This is a genomic window from Streptomyces sp. BB1-1-1 (assembly GCF_031597775.1).
GTDB classification, from domain to species: Bacteria; Actinomycetota; Actinomycetes; order Streptomycetales; family Streptomycetaceae; genus Streptomyces; species Streptomyces thinghirensis.
Genome location: NZ_CP134203.1, coordinates 480,912 through 498,976, shown reverse-complemented (window position 1 = coordinate 498,976; position 18,065 = coordinate 480,912). Strand labels below are relative to the sequence as shown.

General features: G+C 74.0%; 18 protein-coding genes. 8 read left to right on the top strand and 10 right to left on the bottom strand.

Annotated features, from left to right (window positions below):
• Positions 1 to 5: 5 nt before the first annotated feature.
• Complete coding sequence (locus tag RI578_RS02175; RefSeq protein ID WP_310869416.1) at positions 6 to 227, bottom strand: hypothetical protein; 222 nt, start codon at positions 225 to 227, stop codon at positions 6 to 8.
• Here RI578_RS02175 and RI578_RS02170 point away from each other — a divergent pair.
• The 3 genes from RI578_RS02170 to RI578_RS02160 are packed head-to-tail and all read left to right on the top strand — an operon-like array spanning position 220 to position 2,626.
• Positions 220 to 558, top strand: a complete 339-nt coding sequence (locus RI578_RS02170; RefSeq protein WP_310869415.1) for a hypothetical protein — start codon at positions 220 to 222, stop codon at positions 556 to 558. The genes RI578_RS02175 and RI578_RS02170 overlap by 8 nt on opposite strands.
• Positions 559 to 611: 53 nt before the next feature.
• Positions 612 to 1,301: a response regulator transcription factor gene (locus RI578_RS02165; RefSeq protein WP_310869414.1), complete on the top strand. Its 690-nt coding sequence runs from the start codon at positions 612 to 614 to the stop codon at positions 1,299 to 1,301.
• Positions 1,298 to 2,626, top strand: coding sequence for a HAMP domain-containing sensor histidine kinase (locus RI578_RS02160; RefSeq protein ID WP_310869413.1), 1,329 nt, complete (start codon positions 1,298 to 1,300; stop codon positions 2,624 to 2,626). The genes RI578_RS02165 and RI578_RS02160 overlap by 4 nt, the downstream gene beginning before the upstream one ends.
• A 6-nt stretch (positions 2,627 to 2,632) precedes the next feature.
• Here RI578_RS02160 and RI578_RS02155 read toward each other — a convergent pair whose 3' ends face one another.
• Entirely contained in the window at positions 2,633 to 3,499 is an 867-nt protein-coding gene (locus RI578_RS02155) for a CAP domain-containing protein (protein WP_310869412.1), read from the bottom strand.
• A gap of 469 nt (positions 3,500 to 3,968) precedes the next feature.
• Between RI578_RS02155 and RI578_RS02150 the strand changes: the two genes are divergently transcribed.
• The 5 genes from RI578_RS02150 (at position 3,969) to RI578_RS02130 (ending at position 10,409) form a co-directional block, all read left to right on the top strand.
• The gene (locus tag RI578_RS02150; RefSeq protein WP_310869411.1) at positions 3,969 to 4,247 is read left to right on the top strand and encodes an acyl carrier protein; all 279 of its coding nucleotides are present in this window, start codon (positions 3,969 to 3,971) and stop codon (positions 4,245 to 4,247) included.
• Positions 4,244 to 5,530 (top strand): beta-ketoacyl-[acyl-carrier-protein] synthase family protein, encoded by a 1,287-nt coding sequence (locus tag RI578_RS02145; protein ID WP_310869410.1) that lies wholly within the window; start codon positions 4,244 to 4,246, stop codon positions 5,528 to 5,530. Before RI578_RS02150 ends, RI578_RS02145 begins: the two co-directional genes overlap by 4 nt.
• The gene (locus tag RI578_RS02140; protein WP_310869409.1) at positions 5,527 to 6,528 is read left to right on the top strand and encodes an acyltransferase domain-containing protein; all 1,002 of its coding nucleotides are present in this window, start codon (positions 5,527 to 5,529) and stop codon (positions 6,526 to 6,528) included. The genes RI578_RS02145 and RI578_RS02140 overlap by 4 nt, the downstream gene beginning before the upstream one ends.
• 71 nt (positions 6,529 to 6,599) lie before the next feature.
• Complete coding sequence (locus tag RI578_RS02135) at positions 6,600 to 6,917, top strand: hypothetical protein (protein WP_210958376.1); 318 nt, start codon at positions 6,600 to 6,602, stop codon at positions 6,915 to 6,917.
• Between the two features lie 117 nt (positions 6,918 to 7,034).
• On the top strand, positions 7,035 to 10,409 hold the full coding sequence (locus RI578_RS02130) for a pyruvate carboxylase (RefSeq protein WP_310869408.1): 3,375 nt from the start codon (positions 7,035 to 7,037) through the stop codon (positions 10,407 to 10,409).
• Between the two features lie 48 nt (positions 10,410 to 10,457).
• Here RI578_RS02130 and RI578_RS02125 read toward each other — a convergent pair whose 3' ends face one another.
• From RI578_RS02125 to pelF, 8 genes are all read right to left on the bottom strand, one after another.
• On the bottom strand, positions 10,458 to 10,790 hold the full coding sequence (locus RI578_RS02125; RefSeq protein WP_310869407.1) for an antibiotic biosynthesis monooxygenase: 333 nt from the start codon (positions 10,788 to 10,790) through the stop codon (positions 10,458 to 10,460).
• A gap of 25 nt (positions 10,791 to 10,815) precedes the next feature.
• A complete protein-coding gene (locus RI578_RS02120; RefSeq protein WP_310869406.1) occupies positions 10,816 to 11,625 on the bottom strand; it encodes an endo alpha-1,4 polygalactosaminidase in 810 nt (269 codons plus the stop codon).
• Positions 11,622 to 12,284 (bottom strand): spherulation-specific family 4 protein, encoded by a 663-nt coding sequence (locus RI578_RS02115; protein WP_310869405.1) that lies wholly within the window; start codon positions 12,282 to 12,284, stop codon positions 11,622 to 11,624. Before RI578_RS02115 ends, RI578_RS02120 begins: the two co-directional genes overlap by 4 nt.
• A complete protein-coding gene (locus RI578_RS02110) occupies positions 12,281 to 13,207 on the bottom strand; it encodes an NAD(P)-dependent oxidoreductase (protein WP_310869404.1) in 927 nt (308 codons plus the stop codon). The genes RI578_RS02115 and RI578_RS02110 overlap by 4 nt, the downstream gene beginning before the upstream one ends.
• Before the next feature lie 7 nt (positions 13,208 to 13,214).
• Complete coding sequence (locus RI578_RS02105) at positions 13,215 to 13,928, bottom strand: nucleotidyltransferase family protein (RefSeq protein WP_310869403.1); 714 nt, start codon at positions 13,926 to 13,928, stop codon at positions 13,215 to 13,217.
• A gap of 34 nt (positions 13,929 to 13,962) precedes the next feature.
• Positions 13,963 to 14,964, bottom strand: a complete 1,002-nt coding sequence (locus RI578_RS02100) for an SDR family NAD(P)-dependent oxidoreductase (protein ID WP_310869402.1) — start codon at positions 14,962 to 14,964, stop codon at positions 13,963 to 13,965.
• 142 nt (positions 14,965 to 15,106) lie between these two features.
• Positions 15,107 to 16,516, bottom strand: coding sequence for a hypothetical protein (locus tag RI578_RS02095; RefSeq protein ID WP_310869401.1), 1,410 nt, complete (start codon positions 16,514 to 16,516; stop codon positions 15,107 to 15,109).
• Positions 16,513 to 18,039, bottom strand: a complete 1,527-nt coding sequence (gene pelF, locus RI578_RS02090) for a GT4 family glycosyltransferase PelF (protein ID WP_310869400.1) — start codon at positions 18,037 to 18,039, stop codon at positions 16,513 to 16,515. The genes RI578_RS02095 and pelF overlap by 4 nt, the downstream gene beginning before the upstream one ends.
• Positions 18,040 to 18,065: the final 26 nt, after the last annotated feature.

The following is an 18,065-nucleotide window of genomic DNA, read 5'->3' as shown; positions in this document are numbered from 1 at the left end:
GGACCTCACCACGACACCTCGCGGACGTCGGCCCGGCTCTGCGGCTGCGTCGTCGCGGTGATCTCCGACCGGTGACGGCTCGCCGAGAAGGTCACCGTCAGCGTCTGCGGCCCGCTCTGCTCCGTATTCACCGTGAAGCCCCGGTTCGGCACCGCCGAGACCAGGCACACCCCGCTGTCGCCGAACCGCACGGTCACCTTGCCGCCCTCGGACGGCACCGTGTACACACCGGCCCCGCCCTCCTCGCATCCCGGGTCGCCCCCGCCCGTCGGAGCGGGCGCGGGCGTGGTGCGGGCGGTCGGCGTCGGTGTCGGCCTCGGCTCGGGCGGCTTCTCGCTCGTACGGGACGGTGTCGGGCTGGGCTTCCGGCTGGTCGCCGACGGGCTGGGGGAGGGCTTCGCGCTCTTGGACGGTGTGGGCCGGGGGGACGCCGGCAGCTCCTTCGGCGCCGACTGCGCGACCGGCGCGGTCGGCCGGGTCGAGCCCACCACGAAGTGGATCGTGATGATGACAGCCGTGACACTGGCTGCCGTGCACGACAGCCAGATGATCAGGTAGCGCAGGAGGCGGGACACGACACCATAGTGACGGACCGGCTAACGTGCCTGCCCATGGCCTCCGTACTTGTCGTCGAGGACGACCCCGTGATCAGGGCCGCGCTGATCGAGGTCCTGACCGGACACGGCTACGCGGTGAAGACCGCACACCAGGGTTTCGAGGCGCTGCGCGAGATCACCCAGAGCCCGCCGGACATCGTGGTGCTCGACCTCGGGCTGCCCGACCTCGACGGTCTTGACGTGCTGCGGATGATCCGGGGCATCTCCCGCGTCCCGGTGCTGGTCGCCACCGCCCGCGACGACGACACGGAGGTCATCCGGCTGCTCAACGCCGGGGCCGACGACTACATGGTCAAGCCCTTCTCCGGCGGGCAGCTCGCCGCCCGGCTCGCCGCCGTGCTGCGCCGCTCCGTCCCCGCCGACGTCCGCGCCGCGCGGCGGCCCGTCGTCCAGGTAGCCGACCTGCGCATCGACCTCACCGGGCGCACCGCACACCTCGCCGGCCGGGAACTGCCGCTCACCCGCCGCGAGTTCGACCTGCTCGCCTACCTGGCCGCCAACGCCGACCAGGTCATATCCAGGCAGCGGATACTCGCCGAGGTGTGGCAGCAGCCGTACGTGGAGGACCAGACGGTGGACGTCCACCTCTCCGCACTCCGCCGCAAAATGGGCGAGAAGGCGCGAAAGCCCCGCTACCTCCACACGGTCCGCGGTATCGGCATCAAGTTGGTCAGCTCGCCATGAGACGTGCCCTCGCCGGGATCGCCCTGGCCGTCACCTCCATGGTGGCGCTGTCGTTCCTCATCCCGCTCGCCCTCCTCGTCCGCGAACAGGCCCGGGACCGGGTCACCACCGCCGCCGAGCAGCGCGCCTCGGCCCTCTCCCCGGTGCTCGCCCTCACCACCCGGCGCGCCGACGTGCAGCAGGCCGTCGCCGAGCTGGGCTCCTCCGACCAGCTCGTCGTACGGCTGCCCGACGGCGGCTTCGTCGGCACCCCGCACGCCCCCAAGGATGCGCTCGACCGGGCCGTGCGGGGGCGCGAGACGCTCGCCGTCGACACCGCGGACGGCTGGGTCTACCTCCAGCCCGTCGTCCTGCGGGGCGACCGGGTCGCGGTCGTGGAGGCCTACGTGCCCGCCGCGGACCTCACCAGGGGCGTGGCCGCTTCGTGGGGAGTCATGGCCCTGCTCGCGCTGGGCCTGGTCGGCGGCTCGGTGCTCGTCGCCGACCGGCTCGGCGCCCGCGTGGTCCGCTCCTCCCGAGGCCTCAAGCGCGCCTCGCTCGACCTCGGCTCCGGCAACCTGGACGTACGGGTCGAACCGGACGGCCCGCCCGAGCTCCAGGAGGCCGGTGTGGCCTTCAACACCATGGCCGACCGGGTCGTCGACCTGCTCGCCGTCGAACGCGAACTGGTCGCCGACCTCTCGCACCGGCTGCGCACCCCGCTGACCGCCCTCTACCTGGAGGCCGACCGGATGGGCGCGACCCCGAGCGCCCGGCGGGTCACCGAAGCGGCCGGCCAGCTGGAGAGCGAGCTCGACTCGATCATCGCGGCCGCGCGCACGCCCCTGGCCGCGGTGCAGCACGGCGGTGCGGGGGCGGGTCCGGCCAAGCCGTGCGACGTCGCCGAGGTGGTCGCCATGCGCCTGGACTTCTGGTCGGTCCTCGCCACCCAGCAGGGCCGTCCGTACGAGCGCTCCCTGACCCCGCGTCCGGCGCCGGTCGCCTTCCCCGAGGACGACCTCGCGGCCGTCGTCGACGCCCTGATCGGCAACGTCTTCCGGCACACCCCGCAGGGCACCGCCTTCGCCGTCCGCGTGGAGCGGGCGGAGCGGCACGTGTTCCTCACGGTCGACGACGCGGGACCGGGCGTTGCGGACCCCGAGGCGGCCCTCACCCGGGGTGTCAGCGTCGGCGGCTCCACCGGCCTCGGACTGGACATCGTGGCCCGGGCGGCCCGCGCGGCGGACGGCGAACTGACGATCACCCGCGCGCCGCTGGGGGGCGCGCGGGTGCGGGTGTCGTTCGTGCTCGCCGGCGCGAGCGGCGCCGGCGGAGGGGTGCGGTGACGGGCGTCAGCGACTGGCGCCGAAGTTCTGGGTCCACCAGGGGCCGCCGTCGCCGAAGTGGACGCCGACGCCCAGCTCCTTGAAGGAGCAGTTGAGTATGTTCGCGCGGTGGCCGGGGCTGTTCATCCAGGAGTCCATCACCGAGGCGGCGTCCGCCTGTCCCCGGGCTATGTTCTCGCCCAGCGTGGACCACTGGTAACCGGCGGCCTCGACGCGGGTCGTCATCGTGGAGCCGTCGGGGCCCGTGTGGGACATCACGCCGCTGCTCGCCATGACGTCGCTGTAGTCGTCGGCGGCCCGGGTCAGCCGGTCGTTCGCCGTGACCGGCGAGCAGCCCGCCGAGGCCCGCTCCTCGTTCACGAGCGCGAGCACCTGCGCCTCGGGCCCGCCGCCCCCGCCGGAACCGGAGTCCGATCCCGAGTCCGAACCCGCTCCGGTGCCGCCCGACCCCGTGTCACCACCGCCGGCCGGCCGGTCGCCGCCGCTCTTCGCCGTCGTCCTCACGGGCGCCTTGGACGCGGGCTCGGCCGTCTTCGACGGGCTGCCGGCCGGGCTCGCCGTCTTCTTCGGCTTCTCCTCGGGCTTGGCGCTCCCGCTCGGTGAGCTGCTCGCCGTGACGCTCGGGCTCGCCGACGCGGACGCCAGTGGTGCCGCGCCGCCCGCCGCGTCCTCGGCGCCCGGTGCCTCACCGGCGGAGCTCGTGGCGACCCGGTCCGCGGCCGAGCCGTCCTCGCCTCCGGCGACGGCCAGCGTGATCCCGACACCCGCCGTCACGGTGACCGCGCCGAGCACCAGCGCGGTACCGCGGGTCCTGAGCCCGCCGCGCGGGCGGGCGTGGGTACGGGACGGGCGAGCGGCTCGGCGGGAACCCATACGCAGGACACCTCGGCTTGTCTGTCGGCTGACGGAGCCCCGTACCCGGTGGACGCGACCGCGCCCACCGGGACTGTGGGGGGTGTTCGAGAGCCTAGGACGCGTCCCGCGTGGAAACGGCCGTTCGAAGGTCATCTTCAGAAAGCCTTAAAAGAGCCGCCAAAGTCCGCTGAGAAAGTGCGACAGCGCCGCCTCCACGGCTCCCGGCCCCGTTACGCGCTCGCCGTCCGCCACCCTCAGCCCGCCGCGGGGCGCTTCAACGTGAAGAGAGGACGCGGGCGTCCCCAGGAGCCCCTCGAGTGACCCCGATGCCCCGCTGTCCTCCCGTACGGGGCGCTTGCCGCGGCGGCCGGCCGGACAGTCTGTCGGTGTGTCCGGCAGGTCGCCGGTACACCGGCGGCGCACTCCCGGAGGCCAGGCCCTCCCGTCCACCGCGAGTGCGCCGCGTACGAACAAGGAGGAAGCGGACATGCCGTCCACCGCTGGCGAACGACAGCTGCTCGAAGAACTGCGGGAACTGCTGGCCGCGACGGTCGAGGACCTGGCCGTGGAGGAGATCGGACCGGACTCGTCCCTGAAGGACGACCTGGGCGTCGACTCGCTGGCCATGCTGGAGCTGGTCGCCGCCATCGAGGACCGCTGGCAGATCGAGGTGCCGCAGGAGCAGGCGGACCGGCTCACGACCGTGCGGCAGATCGCCGCCCACCTCGCCGAGGCCGTCGCCGCCCCCGCGGGCGGCACCGCGTGAGCCCACGGCACGCGGCCGACCCGGCCCGCGAGGAGCGCGCCGCCGTCATCACCGGGCTGGGACTGACGACCGCGCTCGGCGGGGACGTCCCGTCCACCTGGCGGGCCCTGCTGGACGGAGTCTGCGGCGTCGAACGCGTCGACTTCGAGGCGCCGCAAGGCCCGGCGCAGACCTATCTCGCGGCGCCGGCGGCGGTCGACCCCAAGACGGTCCTGTCCTCCGCCAAGGCGGCGCACTGCGACCGCTCGGCGCAGTTCGCCCTCGTCGCCGCCCGGGAGGCTGTTCGCGACGCCGGGTTGCCGGACGCGTCGTCACTCGCCGCGGGCGGCGCACGGGTGGCCGTGGTCGTCGGGGTGGGGCTGGGCGGGCTCACCAGCATGCTGGAGCAGAACCACCGCCTGGAGACCCGGGGCGCGGGACGGGTGAGCCCGCGCACCATCCCGGTCATGCTGCCCAACCACTCGGCCGCCGAAGTGGGGCTGATGGTGGGCGCCAAGGCCGGGGTCCACGCCCCGGTCAGCGCCTGCGCCGCGGGCGCCGAGGCTCTCACGCAGGCACTGGGCATGATCCGGGAGGGCCGCGCCGACATCGTGGTCGCGGGTGGCACCGAGGCCGCGCTGCACCCGCTCGCCCTGGCCGGGTTCGCGCGGTTGCAGGCGCTCTCCCGGCGCCTGGACGATCCCAAGGGGGCGTCCAGGCCCTTCGACGCCGACCGGGACGGCTTCGTGATGGGCGAGGGCGCCGGCATGCTCGTCGTGGAGAGCGCCGAGCACGCCGCCGCCCGCGGGGCCCGCGTCCACGGCCGGCTGACCGGCGCGGGCATCACCAACGACAGCCACCACGTGGCCCAGCCCGCGCCCGGCGGAACGGGCTGCGCGGCCGCCGTCGACGCCGCGCTGCGCGACGCCGGGCTCCTTCCGGAGCAGGTCCAGCACATCAACGCCCACGCCACCTCGACGCCGCTCGGCGACCTCGGCGAGGCGCAGGCGCTGCACAAGGTCTTCGCCGGGGTACTGGGCGACGTGGCGGTCAGCGCGACCAAGGGCGCGTTCGGGCACACGCTGGGCGCCGCCGGTGCCATCGAGGCCGTCCTCACCGTGCTCGCCCTGCGGGACAGAACCGCACCGCCCGCCTGCAGCCTCGAACGCGTGGACCCCGAGATCGACCTGAACGTCGTGGGCCGCAGCCCGGCGGCACTGCCCTCGGGGCCCCTCGCGGCCGTCACCACGAGCATGGGTTTCGGCGGGCACAACGTCGCGCTCGCCTTCGCCGACGCCTCATGAGACACGCGGCCCCGGCCCCCACCGGCGGCGCACCGCGCACCGTGCTGATGTGCCCCGGCCAGGGGGCCTACCTCCCGGGCGCGCTGCGCCACCTGCGCGACGTCCCGTCCGTCTCGGGGACGCTGCGGAGGGTGGACGCCCACAGCACCGCACTCGGCGGCACCGGGACACCCGTCGCCCGCCTCCTCACGGGCGTCGGGGCACCCGGCCCCGACCAGCTGCTGCTCGCCGACCCACTCGCCTTCGACCTGGCCACCTACGCCGCGGTGGTCGCCTCCGCGACCGTCCTGCTCGACCTCGCGACCCCGCCCGTCCACGCGGTCCTCGGCCACAGCGTCGGAGACCTCGCGGCGCTCACCGTGGCCGGAGCCATCACCCTGGAGCAGGGCGTCCGGCTGCTGCACGTCCGCGACCGGCTGCTGCGGGACGCCGCGCTGCCGGCGGCCGGCCTGCTGGCCACCGACATGACCCCCGACCAGGCAGCGGACCTGCTGCGCACCGGCGACCTGCCGCAGGTACGGATCGCCGCCCACAACGCCCCCGCCCAGACCGTCCTGGCCGGACCCGACGACCAGTTGGCCGCCGCTCGGCGAACCGCCCTGGCACTCGGCCATCGCACCACCGGGCTGACCAGCCGCACCGCCTACCACCACCCCCTGCTCGCCGAGGTCCACCGGGCCTTCCGCCGCCTCCTGCGGGCACAGCCCGTCGCGCCGCCCACGATCACCGTGTACACCGCCACCGAGGCCCGCCCCGCACGCACCCCGGCCCAGCTGCGCACGGCGGCGGCCGCCCACCTCACCGAGCCCGTGGCCTTCCACCACACCCTGCGCGCGATGCGCCTCGCGGGCTTCACCACCTACCTCGACAGCGGCCCCCGCGCCCTGCTGAGCACCCTGGCCAAGGCCGGCCTGCCGGACTGCACCACCGCCGCCCCCGCCCGCACACCGGTCGACGTCGAGCGCATACGCCACCGCCTCACCGCGGCCCTGCGGTGACGAAGGGCCTTTCCGTCCGGGTCCCGCGGCCGTATCGGGGTAGGCGGAGGGGATCCGAAGGAGGAGTGCACATGACGACGTATGTCATCTCGGTGCCGGGGACGTTCACCGGCGCCGTCCAGGACGCCACGAAGGACGAGCTCGCCCGGGCGCTGCGCCCCGCGGACCCGCACCGCACCCACCTGGGAGACGAGGAGGACCTCGACGCCCTGTCGGTCAACGAGGACGGCACCTTCACCATCCGCCTCACCGTCGAGGCGGACACCGCCGCCCACGCCGAGGGTCGCGCACGGGAGGTCGCGGACTCCGCCCTGCGCGCGGCCGGCCTGGACGGCGGCAGCGCGCCGCTCGGACCCACGGTGGTCACCGGAATCGACTCCGACGTCTGACCCGACCGCGGCCTCACACGGCCGGGTACGGGCCGGTGAGTGGCCCGGCTCACATGGCGTACCGGAGGTGGCGCCGACACCATGGTCTCGTCACCCGGCAGGCTGAAGGGATCAACAATGTTCCGCAAGGTGCTGGTCGCCAACCGCGGTGAGATCGCGATCCGGGCGTTCCGCGCGGGCTACGAGCTCGGCGCGCGCACCGTCGCCGTCTTCCCGCACGAGGACCGCAACTCGCTGCACCGGCTGAAGGCCGACGAGGCCTACGAGATCGGGGAGCCGGGACATCCGGTGCGCGCGTATCTCTCCGTGGAGGAGATCGTCCGCGCGGCCCGCCGGGCGGGTGCCGACGCCGTCTACCCGGGCTACGGATTCCTGTCCGAGAACCCCGAACTGGCCCGCGCGTGCGAAGAGGCCGGCATCACGTTCGTCGGACCGAGCGCCCAGATCCTCGAACTGACCGGCAACAAGGCCCGGGCCGTCGCCGCCGCCCGCGAGGCCGGCGTGCCCGTCCTCGGCTCCTCCGCGCCCTCCGACGACGTGGACGAACTCGTCCGCGCCGCCGACGACGTCGGCTTCCCCGTGTTCGTCAAGGCGGTCGCGGGCGGCGGCGGTCGCGGCATGCGCCGCGTCGAGGAACCCGCCCAGCTGCGCGAGGCCATCGAGGCCGCGTCCCGGGAGGCGGCCTCCGCCTTCGGTGACTCCACGGTGTTCCTGGAGAAGGCCGTCGTCGAACCCCGCCACATCGAGGTCCAGATCCTCGCCGACGGCCAGGGCGACGTCATCCACCTCTTCGAGCGGGACTGCTCGGTGCAGCGCCGCCACCAGAAGGTCATCGAACTCGCCCCCGCGCCCAACCTCGACCCGGCCCTGCGCGAGCGGATCTGCGCCGACGCCGTGAACTTCGCCCGGCAGATCGGCTACCGCAACGCCGGCACCGTGGAGTTCCTCGTCGATCGCGACGGCAACCACGTCTTCATCGAGATGAACCCGCGCATCCAGGTCGAGCACACGGTCACCGAAGAGGTCACCGACGTCGACCTCGTCCAGTCCCAGCTGCGCATCGCCGCCGGTGAGACCCTGGCCGACCTCGGTCTCGCCCAGGAGAACATCACCCTGCGCGGCGCCGCCCTCCAGTGCCGCATCACCACCGAGGACCCGGCCAACGGCTTCCGCCCGGACACCGGGCAGATCAGCGCCTACCGCTCGCCCGGCGGCTCGGGCATCCGTCTCGACGGCGGCACCACCCACGCCGGTACGGAGATCAGCGCACACTTCGACTCGATGCTGGTCAAACTCTCCTGCCGGGGCCGGGACTTCGCCACCGCGGTGGGCCGCGCCCGACGTGCCGTGGCCGAGTTCCGCATCCGCGGCGTCGCCACCAACATCCCCTTCCTGCAGGCGGTGCTGGACGACCCCGACTTCCAGGCGGGCCGGGTCACCACGTCCTTCATCGAGCAGCGCCCGCACCTGCTCACCTCCCGCCACTCCGCCGACCGCGGCACGAAACTGCTTACCTACCTCGCCGACGTCACGGTGAACAAGCCGCACGGCGAGCGGCCCGAACTCGTCGATCCGCTGACCAAACTGCCGCCGCTCGCCGCCGGTGAACCCCCGGCCGGCTCCCGGCAGCGACTCACCGAACTCGGCCCGGAGGGCTTCGCCCGCCGGCTGCGCGAGTCCTCCACCATCGGCGTCACCGACACCACGTTCCGCGACGCCCACCAGTCGCTGCTCGCCACCCGGGTCCGCACCAAGGACATGCTCGCCGTCGCCCCGCAGGTCGCGCACTCCCTGCCCCAGCTGCTGTCCCTGGAGTGCTGGGGCGGCGCCACCTACGACGTCGCCCTGCGCTTCCTCGCCGAGGACCCGTGGGAGCGGCTGGCCGCCCTGCGCGAGGCCGTGCCCAACATCTGCCTCCAGATGCTGCTGCGCGGCCGCAACACCGTGGGCTACACCCCGTACCCGACCGAGGTGACCGACGCCTTCGTCCAGGAGGCCGCGGCCACCGGCATCGACATCTTCCGCATCTTCGACGCCCTCAACGACGTCGACCAGATGCGGCCCGCCATCGACGCCGTACGGCAGACCGGCACCTCCGTCGCCGAGGTGGCCCTGTGCTACACCGCCGACCTGTCCGACCCGTCCGAGCGGCTCTACACGCTCGACTACTACCTGCGGCTCGCCGAGAAGATCGTGGCCGCCGGCGCCCACGTCCTGGCCGTCAAGGACATGGCCGGCCTGCTGCGGGCACCGGCCGCGACGACCCTGGTGTCCGCGCTGCGCCGCGAGTTCGACCTGCCGGTGCACCTGCACACCCACGACACCACCGGCGGCCAGCTCGCCACCTACCTCGCCGCGATCCAGGCCGGCGCCGACGCCGTCGACGGGGCCGTGGCGTCCATGGCGGGCACCACCTCGCAGCCGTCACTGTCGGCGATCGTCGCCGCGACCGACCACACCGAGCGGCCCACCGGCCTCGACCTCCAGGCCGTCGGCGACCTGGAGCCGTACTGGGAGAGCGTCCGCAAGGTCTACGCCCCCTTCGAGGCGGGCCTGGCCGCACCGACCGGCCGTGTCTACCACCACGAGATCCCCGGCGGGCAGCTCTCCAACCTGCGCACCCAGGCCATCGCGCTCGGCCTCGGCGACCGCTTCGAGGACATCGAGGCGATGTACGCCGCCGCCGACCGGATGCTGGGCCGCCTGGTGAAGGTCACGCCCTCCTCCAAGGTGGTCGGCGACCTGGCGCTGCACCTGGTGGGCGCCGGTGTCTCCCCGGCGGACTTCGAGGCGGACCCCGACCGGTTCGACATCCCCGACTCCGTCATCGGCTTCCTCCGCGGCGAGCTGGGCACCCCGCCCGGCGGCTGGCCCGAGCCGTTCCGCAGCAAGGCGCTGCGGGGCCGCGCCGAGGCCAGGCCGGTGGCGGAGCTGAGCGGGGACGAGCGCACCGGGTTGGCCAAGGACCGGCGGGCCACCCTCAACCGGCTGCTGTTCCCCGGACCGGCCCGCGAGTTCGACACCCACCGCAACACCTTCGGCGACACCAGCGTCCTGGACAGCAAGGACTTCTTCTACGGCCTGCGCCCCGGGAAGGAGTACACCGTCGACCTCGACCCCGGGGTCCGTCTGCTCATCGAGCTGCAGGCGGTCGGCGACGCCGACGAACGCGGCATGCGCACCGTGATGTCCTCCCTGAACGGCCAGCTCCGCCCGATCCAGGTCCGCGACCGCTCGGCGGCCTCCGACGTCCCCGTCACGGAGAAGGCCGACCGGTCGAACCCCGGCCATGTCGCGGCGCCCTTCGCGGGCGTGGTGACCCTCGCCGTCGCCGAGGGCGACGAGGTCGAGGCCGGTGCCACGGTGGCCACCATCGAGGCGATGAAGATGGAGGCCACGATCACCGCACCGAAGTCCGGCACGGTGAGCAGGCTCGCCATCAACCGCATCCAGCAGGTCGAGGGGGGAGACCTCCTCGTCCAGCTCGGCTGAGACGGACGGCGGCCACGGCCCGACATCGGGCCGTGGCCGCCGCCGATGTCACGCCTCCTTGGGCGCCGCCTGCTGCACCACCTCGAAGGACCACACCGTGGACCCGCTCGCCGCGGGCTTGGGGCGCTCCGCACCCTCCGCGCCGCCACCGCCCTGGTGCGCGGCCTTCATCGGCCCCTCCATCCAGGCCTGGAAGGACTCCTCGTCGCGCCAGCGCGTGTAGACGAGGTAGTCGTCGGTGCCCTCCACCGGCCGCAGGAGTTCGAACCACTCGAACCCGTCGGAGCTCTCCACGGCATGGGCCCGCGAGGCGAAGCGCTTCTCCAGCGTCTCGCGCTGCTCGGCGGGAACGGTCAGTACGTTGATCTTGACTACGCTCATGGGCCCATCCTGCCGCATCCCGCGGTCAGCAGGGATCGCGCCAGACCCCGAGCTCCGGCCGCTTCAGCATCGAGGACAGCCCGAGCCGGCGTGACTCGGGGCAGAAACCACGGGTCGGCTCGCTGTACTCCACGTGGAAGACCGCCTTGCCGGCCTCGACGAACGGCTTGAGCCGCGCGCACTCGCCGTACTCGGCGCACTGCTCGTTGACCGCGAAGTCGAAGTCGTCCACCAGCTGCGGGATCTGCGGCAGGTCGTTCTTGAGGCCCACCGCCAGGCCACGTTCGTGGGCGATCTCGGCGATCACGCGGTTGTACGCCAGCTGGTCCCGGGCGGTGAGCGGGAAGCCCGTCTCGTCGGCGTATCCCTCCACCAGGTCGGGTTCCACCGCGTCGAACCCCTTGTCCCGGCACATGTCGAACCGCCGCTCCATGATCGGCCGAAGGACGGAGATCCGGCGGATGTCGAGCCAGCGTTCGCCCCGCCAGCCGTTGGGCTCGCCCAGCACCGCGCGGGGAAAGGCGTCCCGGTCGGGCCGGAAGTCCTCCCAGGCTCCCACGTTGACGTAGCAGATCACCTTGCGGCCGGCGCGGTGCAGCCGGTCCACGTCGGCCGCGTCGTTCTCGAAGCCGTCGATGTCGTAGACCGGCACGTCGGCCGACGGATCGACCTTCCCGTCGAGCTGCCACTGCCAGGCCAGCCCGGGCCGGGGCTGCCACACGGCGGTGGCGGACGGGCCCGGCGGCGGGGTGCCCTCCGTACCCGAACACCCGGCCACCACCGCGAGGACGATCGCCGCCGGCAGCGCGGCGAACGACCGTACCCTCCTCCTCATCGCTCCGCTCCGGTCAGTACGGGGGTCAGGCGGGCCCACGGGTTGGGCGGTTCCCCCGTGACGGGCCCGGACACCGCGGCGCCGCGTTCGCGGGCGGTCCGTACGGCGAGCGGGGCGAGCGCCTCGGGCACCCCGTACACCAGGTGGCAGAAGCGCTCGGGCGGGTGCCGGCGCGTCCAGTCCGGTCGGCTGAACGCGGACACATAGGCCGACCAGGACCCCTCGAAGGTGACGACGAGATCGGCGAGACGCGCGTAACCCGGTGCCGGGTGGACCCCCGGGTTCAGCACGAGCGGGGTCGAACCCTGCCGGCGCAGACCACGCACCAGCGCCCGGTAGGCGGGCAGTTCGGTCGCGGCCGAACTCACCCGGTCGAGGAAGCACCCGTCCGCCGCGTACCACTCCCGGTGCCGGCGGGCGTCCTCGGCGACGTCGGCCGCCGCACGCGTGCCGTAGTCCGTGTCGACGTAGCCCAGCAGCCGGGCGCCCGCCGCCCGCAGCGCGCCGGCCGCCGCGGCGAAGGCGGGATCGGGCGCACGGCCCGGACCGTTCGCGGGGTTGATGACGACCCCGTACGTGCGGTCGGCCGCCGTGATGAGCCGGTGCCAGGAGCCCGGGTCCTCGGCCGGATGGACGTACAGCGGGATCAGCAGGCTCACGACGGGCGGTCGCCTTCCGGGACGGGGGACGGTGGACGGGCGCCGGCCGACCAGAGCGCGGCCAGTGACTCGTCGAGCGAGTACGAGGGCCGCCAGCCGAGCGCGGCCCGGGCGGCGGTGATGTCGGAGCACTGCCAGGAAACCTGGTCCGAACGGGCGGAACCGGCGCCCTGTTCCTCGATCCGGCCGCGGAAGCCCGCCGTGTCCGCGAGCGTCCGCACCAGCCGGCGCACCGGGACGGCGTCGCCGCCGCCGATGTTGAGCACGCGCGGCAACGGCCCGGTCGCGGTGACCGCCCGTTCGACCGCCCGCGCGACGTCCCGGACGTCCACGAAGTCGCGGTACGCCGACAGGTCGCCCAGCCGGAGCACCGCGTCCGGCGCCGTGCCCGCCGTGCGCAGCAGTCCGCCGACCCTGCCGGGCAGGCCGGAGGACGGTGCGCCGGGCCCCACCGGGTTGCCGACCCGCAGGACCACCGCGTCCAGGTCGGAGGTGGCGACGGTGACGGTGCCGGCCAGCTTGGTGGCGCCGTAGGCGGTGAGGGGCCGGGTGGCCGCCGACTCCGGCACCCTGACCCGTTCGGCCCCCGGCCCGTACTCGGCGGCCGAACCCAGGTGGACCAGACGGGCCGCGGGACGGGCCCGGCGCAGCGCCGCGCAGAGAACGGCGGGACCGCGGGCGTTGAGCTCGGCGAGCGTCACCGGATCGCCGCCGGTGGCGCCCGCGCAGTTGACGACGGTGTCGACGGCCGCCGCCGCCAGAGCTTCGGCCAGCCGGTCGACCGGGTCGGTGGCGAGGTCGACGCGTACGTCGGCGGCCGCGGAACGGCCGCCGCCGAGGACCCGCGCGCCGGGCAGGGCGCGCAGCCGCTCGGCGACGTGGGCGCCCAGATAACCGGTGAAACCCAGGACGAGGATGCGCATGCGGTGCTCAGGCTCCCTTGAGCAGCAGGGACTTGCGGCTGGTGAACTCGGCGTTGGCCCGGTCGTAGTCGTCGGGGCGGCCGATGTCGAGCCAGTAGCCGTCGAAGTCGTAGGCGTGCGGCGGGTCGTCGGCGCGCAGCAGGTCGAGGACCAACTCGTCGAAACCCAGGGGCAGTCCGGCCGTGTAGCCGTCGAGCGTCGCGCGGGTCAGTCCGTACACGCCCATGGAGACGCGGTAGTCCATGCTGGGCTTCTCGGTGAAGGCGACGACCCTGCTCGCGTCGGTGGTCAGGACACCGAAGTCGATGTGCACCTTCCTGGCGTACGTGGCGATGGTCAGCGGGGCGCCGGACGTGCTGTGCCGGCGCAGGACGTCGGCGTAGTCGAGGTCGGTGAGGATGTCGCCGTTCATGACCAGGAAGTGCTCCGGCAGCCGCTCACGCATGGTGAGCAGCGGCCCCATGGTCCCCAGGGGGCTCTCCTCGGTGGCGTAGTCGACGGTCAGGCCCCACTGCGACCCGTCGCCGACGTAGGCGCGGATGATCTCGCCGAGGTGGCCTATGGCGATCGTGCAGCCGGTGAACCCGGCCGCGGCGAGCTGGCGCAGGACGATCTCCAGGATGGCGTGCTGGTCGCCGATGGGCACGAGCGGCTTGGGCAGGGCGGTCGTGTAGGGCCGCAGCCGGACGCCCTTGCCTCCGGCCAGGATCACTGCGTGCATGAGGTTCCCCCCTCGGTTCACGTGCCGGGCGTGGTCAGATGTTGTAGATGCCGGTCTTGTAGCGGGCGAGGTTGGCCGGGTCGCGGAAGAACTCCACCGTGTCCGCGAGCCCCCGCTCCAGGTCGTGGCCGGGGCTCCAGCCGGTCGCCGCCCGCAGCCGGCTCGCGTCGGCGACCAGCCGCATCACCTCGGAGTTCGCGGGCCGCAGACGCTGCGCGTCCTCCCGTACGTCGAGGTCGGTGTCCATCACCTTGCCGATGAGCGCCACCAGGTCGCCGACGGAGATCTCGCCGCCGGTTCCGGCGTTGAACGTACGGCCCACGACCCGCTCGGCGGGCGCGGAGCCGACCGCCAGGAACGCCTGCGCGGTGTCCTTGACGAAGGTGAAGTCCCGGGTGGGACGCAGGTCGCCGAGGGTGATGGCGCGTTCGCCGGCGGCCACCTGACCGATGACCGTCGGGATCACCGCCCGCATGGACTGCCGGGGACCGTAGGTGTTGAAGGGCCGCAGCGTCACCACCGGTGTGTCGAAGCTGGCGTGGTAGCTGTCCGCCAGCCGGTCCCCGCCCGCCTTGGACGCGGCGTACGGCGACTGGGTGTTGATGGGGTGGTCCTCGGTGATCGGCACGGTCCGCGCGGTGCCGTACGTCTCACTGGTGGAGGTGTGCACCAGCCGGGGCGTGCCCTGGGCGCGGACCGCCTCCAGGACGTTCAGCGTGCCGGTGACGTTGGTGTCCACGTAGCTGTGCGGTGCCCGGTAGGAGTACGGGATGGCGATGAGGGCGGCCAGGTGGTAGACGCAGTCGGCGCCCTCGACGAGGTGCCGGACCGAGCCGGGGTCGCGGACGTCGCCGAGAACGATCTCGACCTGATCGAGGACCTCGGGGGAGAGGGTCTCCAGCCAGCCGTAGGAGGAGAAGGAGTTGTACTGCGCCATGGCCCTCACCCGGTGCCCGGTGGCGACGAGCGCCTCGGTGAGGTGGGAGCCGATGAATCCCTCGGCTCCGGTGACGGCGGCGAGCGGTGTTGCGGTCACGCGGGGGTCCTTCCGGTCGATGGGTTGATGGGTCGATGGGGCGGCGGGTCGATGGGTCGGCGGGTCGGCGGGTCGGCGGGTCGCGATGCGCGGGGAGCGGCCCGTGCGGGCCGGCGGTGGGTACGGCCGTCCGGCCGCGGCGTCAGGCATGGGCCGCCGGCCGGCCCAGCAGCCGCAGCACGTACACCGTGAGGCAGAGCGCGGCGGCGCCGCAGCACAGCGGCAGGGCGGTCGCCGGGCCCGGTGGCAGCCCGGCCAGGGCGACCGAGCCGGCGCCGGCGGCCGCCGCGAGACACAGGGCGGCCGGGGGCCAGGCCACGCCGAACGCCTGGAGCAGCAGGGACGTCCACAGGGCCGCCGCGAGCAGCAGCAGCGTGACGGGGTCGGCGTCGACGAGCAGCGCCGCGGGCACCAGCGGACCGAGGTACACCAGCAGGCAGCCCCCGAGCACGGCGGCCGAGCGCAGCCGGAAGCCCGACGGGCTGCCGGTGGCCCGCAACGCAGCCACCGACAGCCCGCGGTAGCGGTACAGCAGCCACTCCGCCGGACCCATGCTCAGGGTCAGCACGATCACCGCCCACGGGTGATCGCGGCCCGCCAGGAACACCAGGGTCCCGGCGGCCAGTCCGAACAGGCCGTACGGCAGCGAGCGCAGCGGGTGCGGACGGGCGGCGTCCGGTACGGGCGCGGACGCGAGGGCGCCGCGCAGCGCCCAGCCGGCAGCGGCGGCCGCGCCCAGGAGCGACAGCAGCGGCAGCCCCGCCCGCAGCACGGTCCCGGGCTCCCACCACGGCAAAGCCGCCGCGCCGGCGATCACCGGCGTGAGCGCGGCCAGCAGCAGCCGCTCCCGGCCCAGTACGAGCAGCACACCGGCCGCCGCGAGGTATCCGGACTGGGCCGTCACCGCCAACGCCGCCGCGCCGGACCCGGCGACCGACACTCCGGCCGCGGTCGCCGCGAGGGCGCCCACCGGCGCCCCCTTGCGGAGAGTGCGTCCCGCCTCCCGCCGCCCGGTCGCCAGCCGGAGATACGCCCGGTGGCCCAGCGCCTGGTTCCAGGCCCAGGAGAGGAGCCCCGCCACCACCAGGGCTCGCACCGCGCCGTCCTGGGTCAGCAGGCGGCCCGCGAGCGCGTAGGCGAGACCGGGAAGCGCGAACAGCGCGCCCCGCAGCGCGCACCGCACGTGGTCCGGCCGCCAGGGGTCGGCGGGGTGCGGAGGGTCCGGGAAGGTTCGCGGTATGCGCTCGTACAGCGCCGTGGCGAGGGAGAACAGGTCACGGTGCCCGTACCGTTCCCGGATCACCTCGCCGGTCAGCCCTTCGGACTCCAGCAGTGCGGCCACCTCGTAGGGGTGGACGGCGGGCGCGATGCGGTGGGCCAGTTCGGCGGCCAGCCCGTCGACCGCGTCGTGTCGGGCGCCGTGCCCGGGGCGCACCAGGGCGAGCGTGTGCCGGTCGGGCGCGCGCAGGGCGAGCGTGCGGTCGTCGGCGAGACGCAGCGCCAGCGTGTCCTGCTCCGCGCCGCCGGGTTCCAGGGCCATGGGTCCGCTCATCCGGTCGCACTCCTCACCGGCGTGGCGCCCGCCGTCGCGAAGGCGTCCACTTCCGCGGCCGCGGCACGTACGGCCGTACCACCGAACTCGGAGAGCTCCAGGTATATGGACCGGAAGGTGTCGATGGTCTGCCGGAGTGTGAACTGCTCGATCACCCTGAGCCGGGCCGCCTCGCCCATCGCCCGGCGGCGCGCGGCGTCGCCCAGCAACTCCACTGCCGCGGCGGCCATGGCGGCCGGATCACGCGGCGGCACCACGAGACCGGTGTCGCCGACGGCCTCCCGTACGCCGCCCACGTCCGTGGAGACGGTCGCCCGGCCGCACGACATGGCCTCGATCAGGGTGAAGGGGAACCCCTCGCTGATACTGGAGAGCATCACGACGTTCCCGGCGGCGTACGCGTCCTTGATGTCCTCGACCCGGCCCTCGAAGGTGACCGCGTCACCGTGCCCGAGTTCCGCCGCCAGCGCCTCGCAGCGCTCCCGGTACGCCTCGCCGCCGCGCGGTGTGCCGCCGAACAACCGCAGCCGGGCGGCGGGCAGTTCGGCCCGGACGAGGGCGAAGGCGCGGATCAGGGTCTCCAGGTCCTTGATCGGGTCGACCCGTCCGGCCCAGCTGAGTACGGGGACCGCGGGTTCGGGGCCGGCGGGCGGGAACGCTGCCGGGTCCACGCCGTTGTAGACCGTGCGTATGGACTCCGGGGCCGCACCGCCCTGCTCCTCCCACAGCCGGTTGTAGCGGTTGCCCGGGGTGATCAGGGCGGCCCGGCGGTAGGTCTCCTCGGCCAGCAGCCGGAAGAAGCCCAACAGCAGTGCCTTCACCGGCCACCGGTAGGGGGCGGTGCGGTAGCCGAGGTAGCGCTCGCGCAGGTAGACGCCGTGTTCGGTCAGCAGCAACGGCACGCCGTGCCGGTCCAGTCCGGCCAGGCCGGGCAGGACCGCGACACCGCCGCTGACGGCGTGCGCCACGCCGTCTTCCGGGTACGGAGCGGCCAGCGGACGCAGGGCGTGTTCCAGCAGCGCGGTCGCGGTCACCGCGTCGTGCACGGTGGGCCGGGCCTCGCGCACGGCCAGTCCCGGCCGGTTCCAGACCGCGGTCAGGATGGCGATCGCCCGGTCCCCGCGCAGGAACGGACTGAGCCGGCCGTCCGCGGCGGCCCGCGCGAGCCGGTACAGGGCGGGGCCGAACCCGCCCTCGGCGCGCGGGTCGAGCAACGCGGTCACGAACCGCTCGTAGGCGTCGGCGAGCCGGTTGCGCTGCCGCCCGCGAGGCGGACGCCCTTGCGGCGCGGGCCCCCACATGGGGACGGAGACGACCCGGGAGACGTGCCCGGGGATGTCCCAGGCGAGCGGTTCGCGCCCCGTGCCGGTGACGGCGATGACGTCGAAGTCGAGGTCGGGCATGCCGGTGACGAGCTGGTCGCACCAGACGCTCACACCGCCGTGACTGTGCGGGTAGGTGCCTTCGGTGAGCAGGGTGACGCGCGACGCGCCGGAGCGTCGCGCGCCGTGGGAAACGTGCATGGATGTGCTCCACGGCCGAGGTGTGG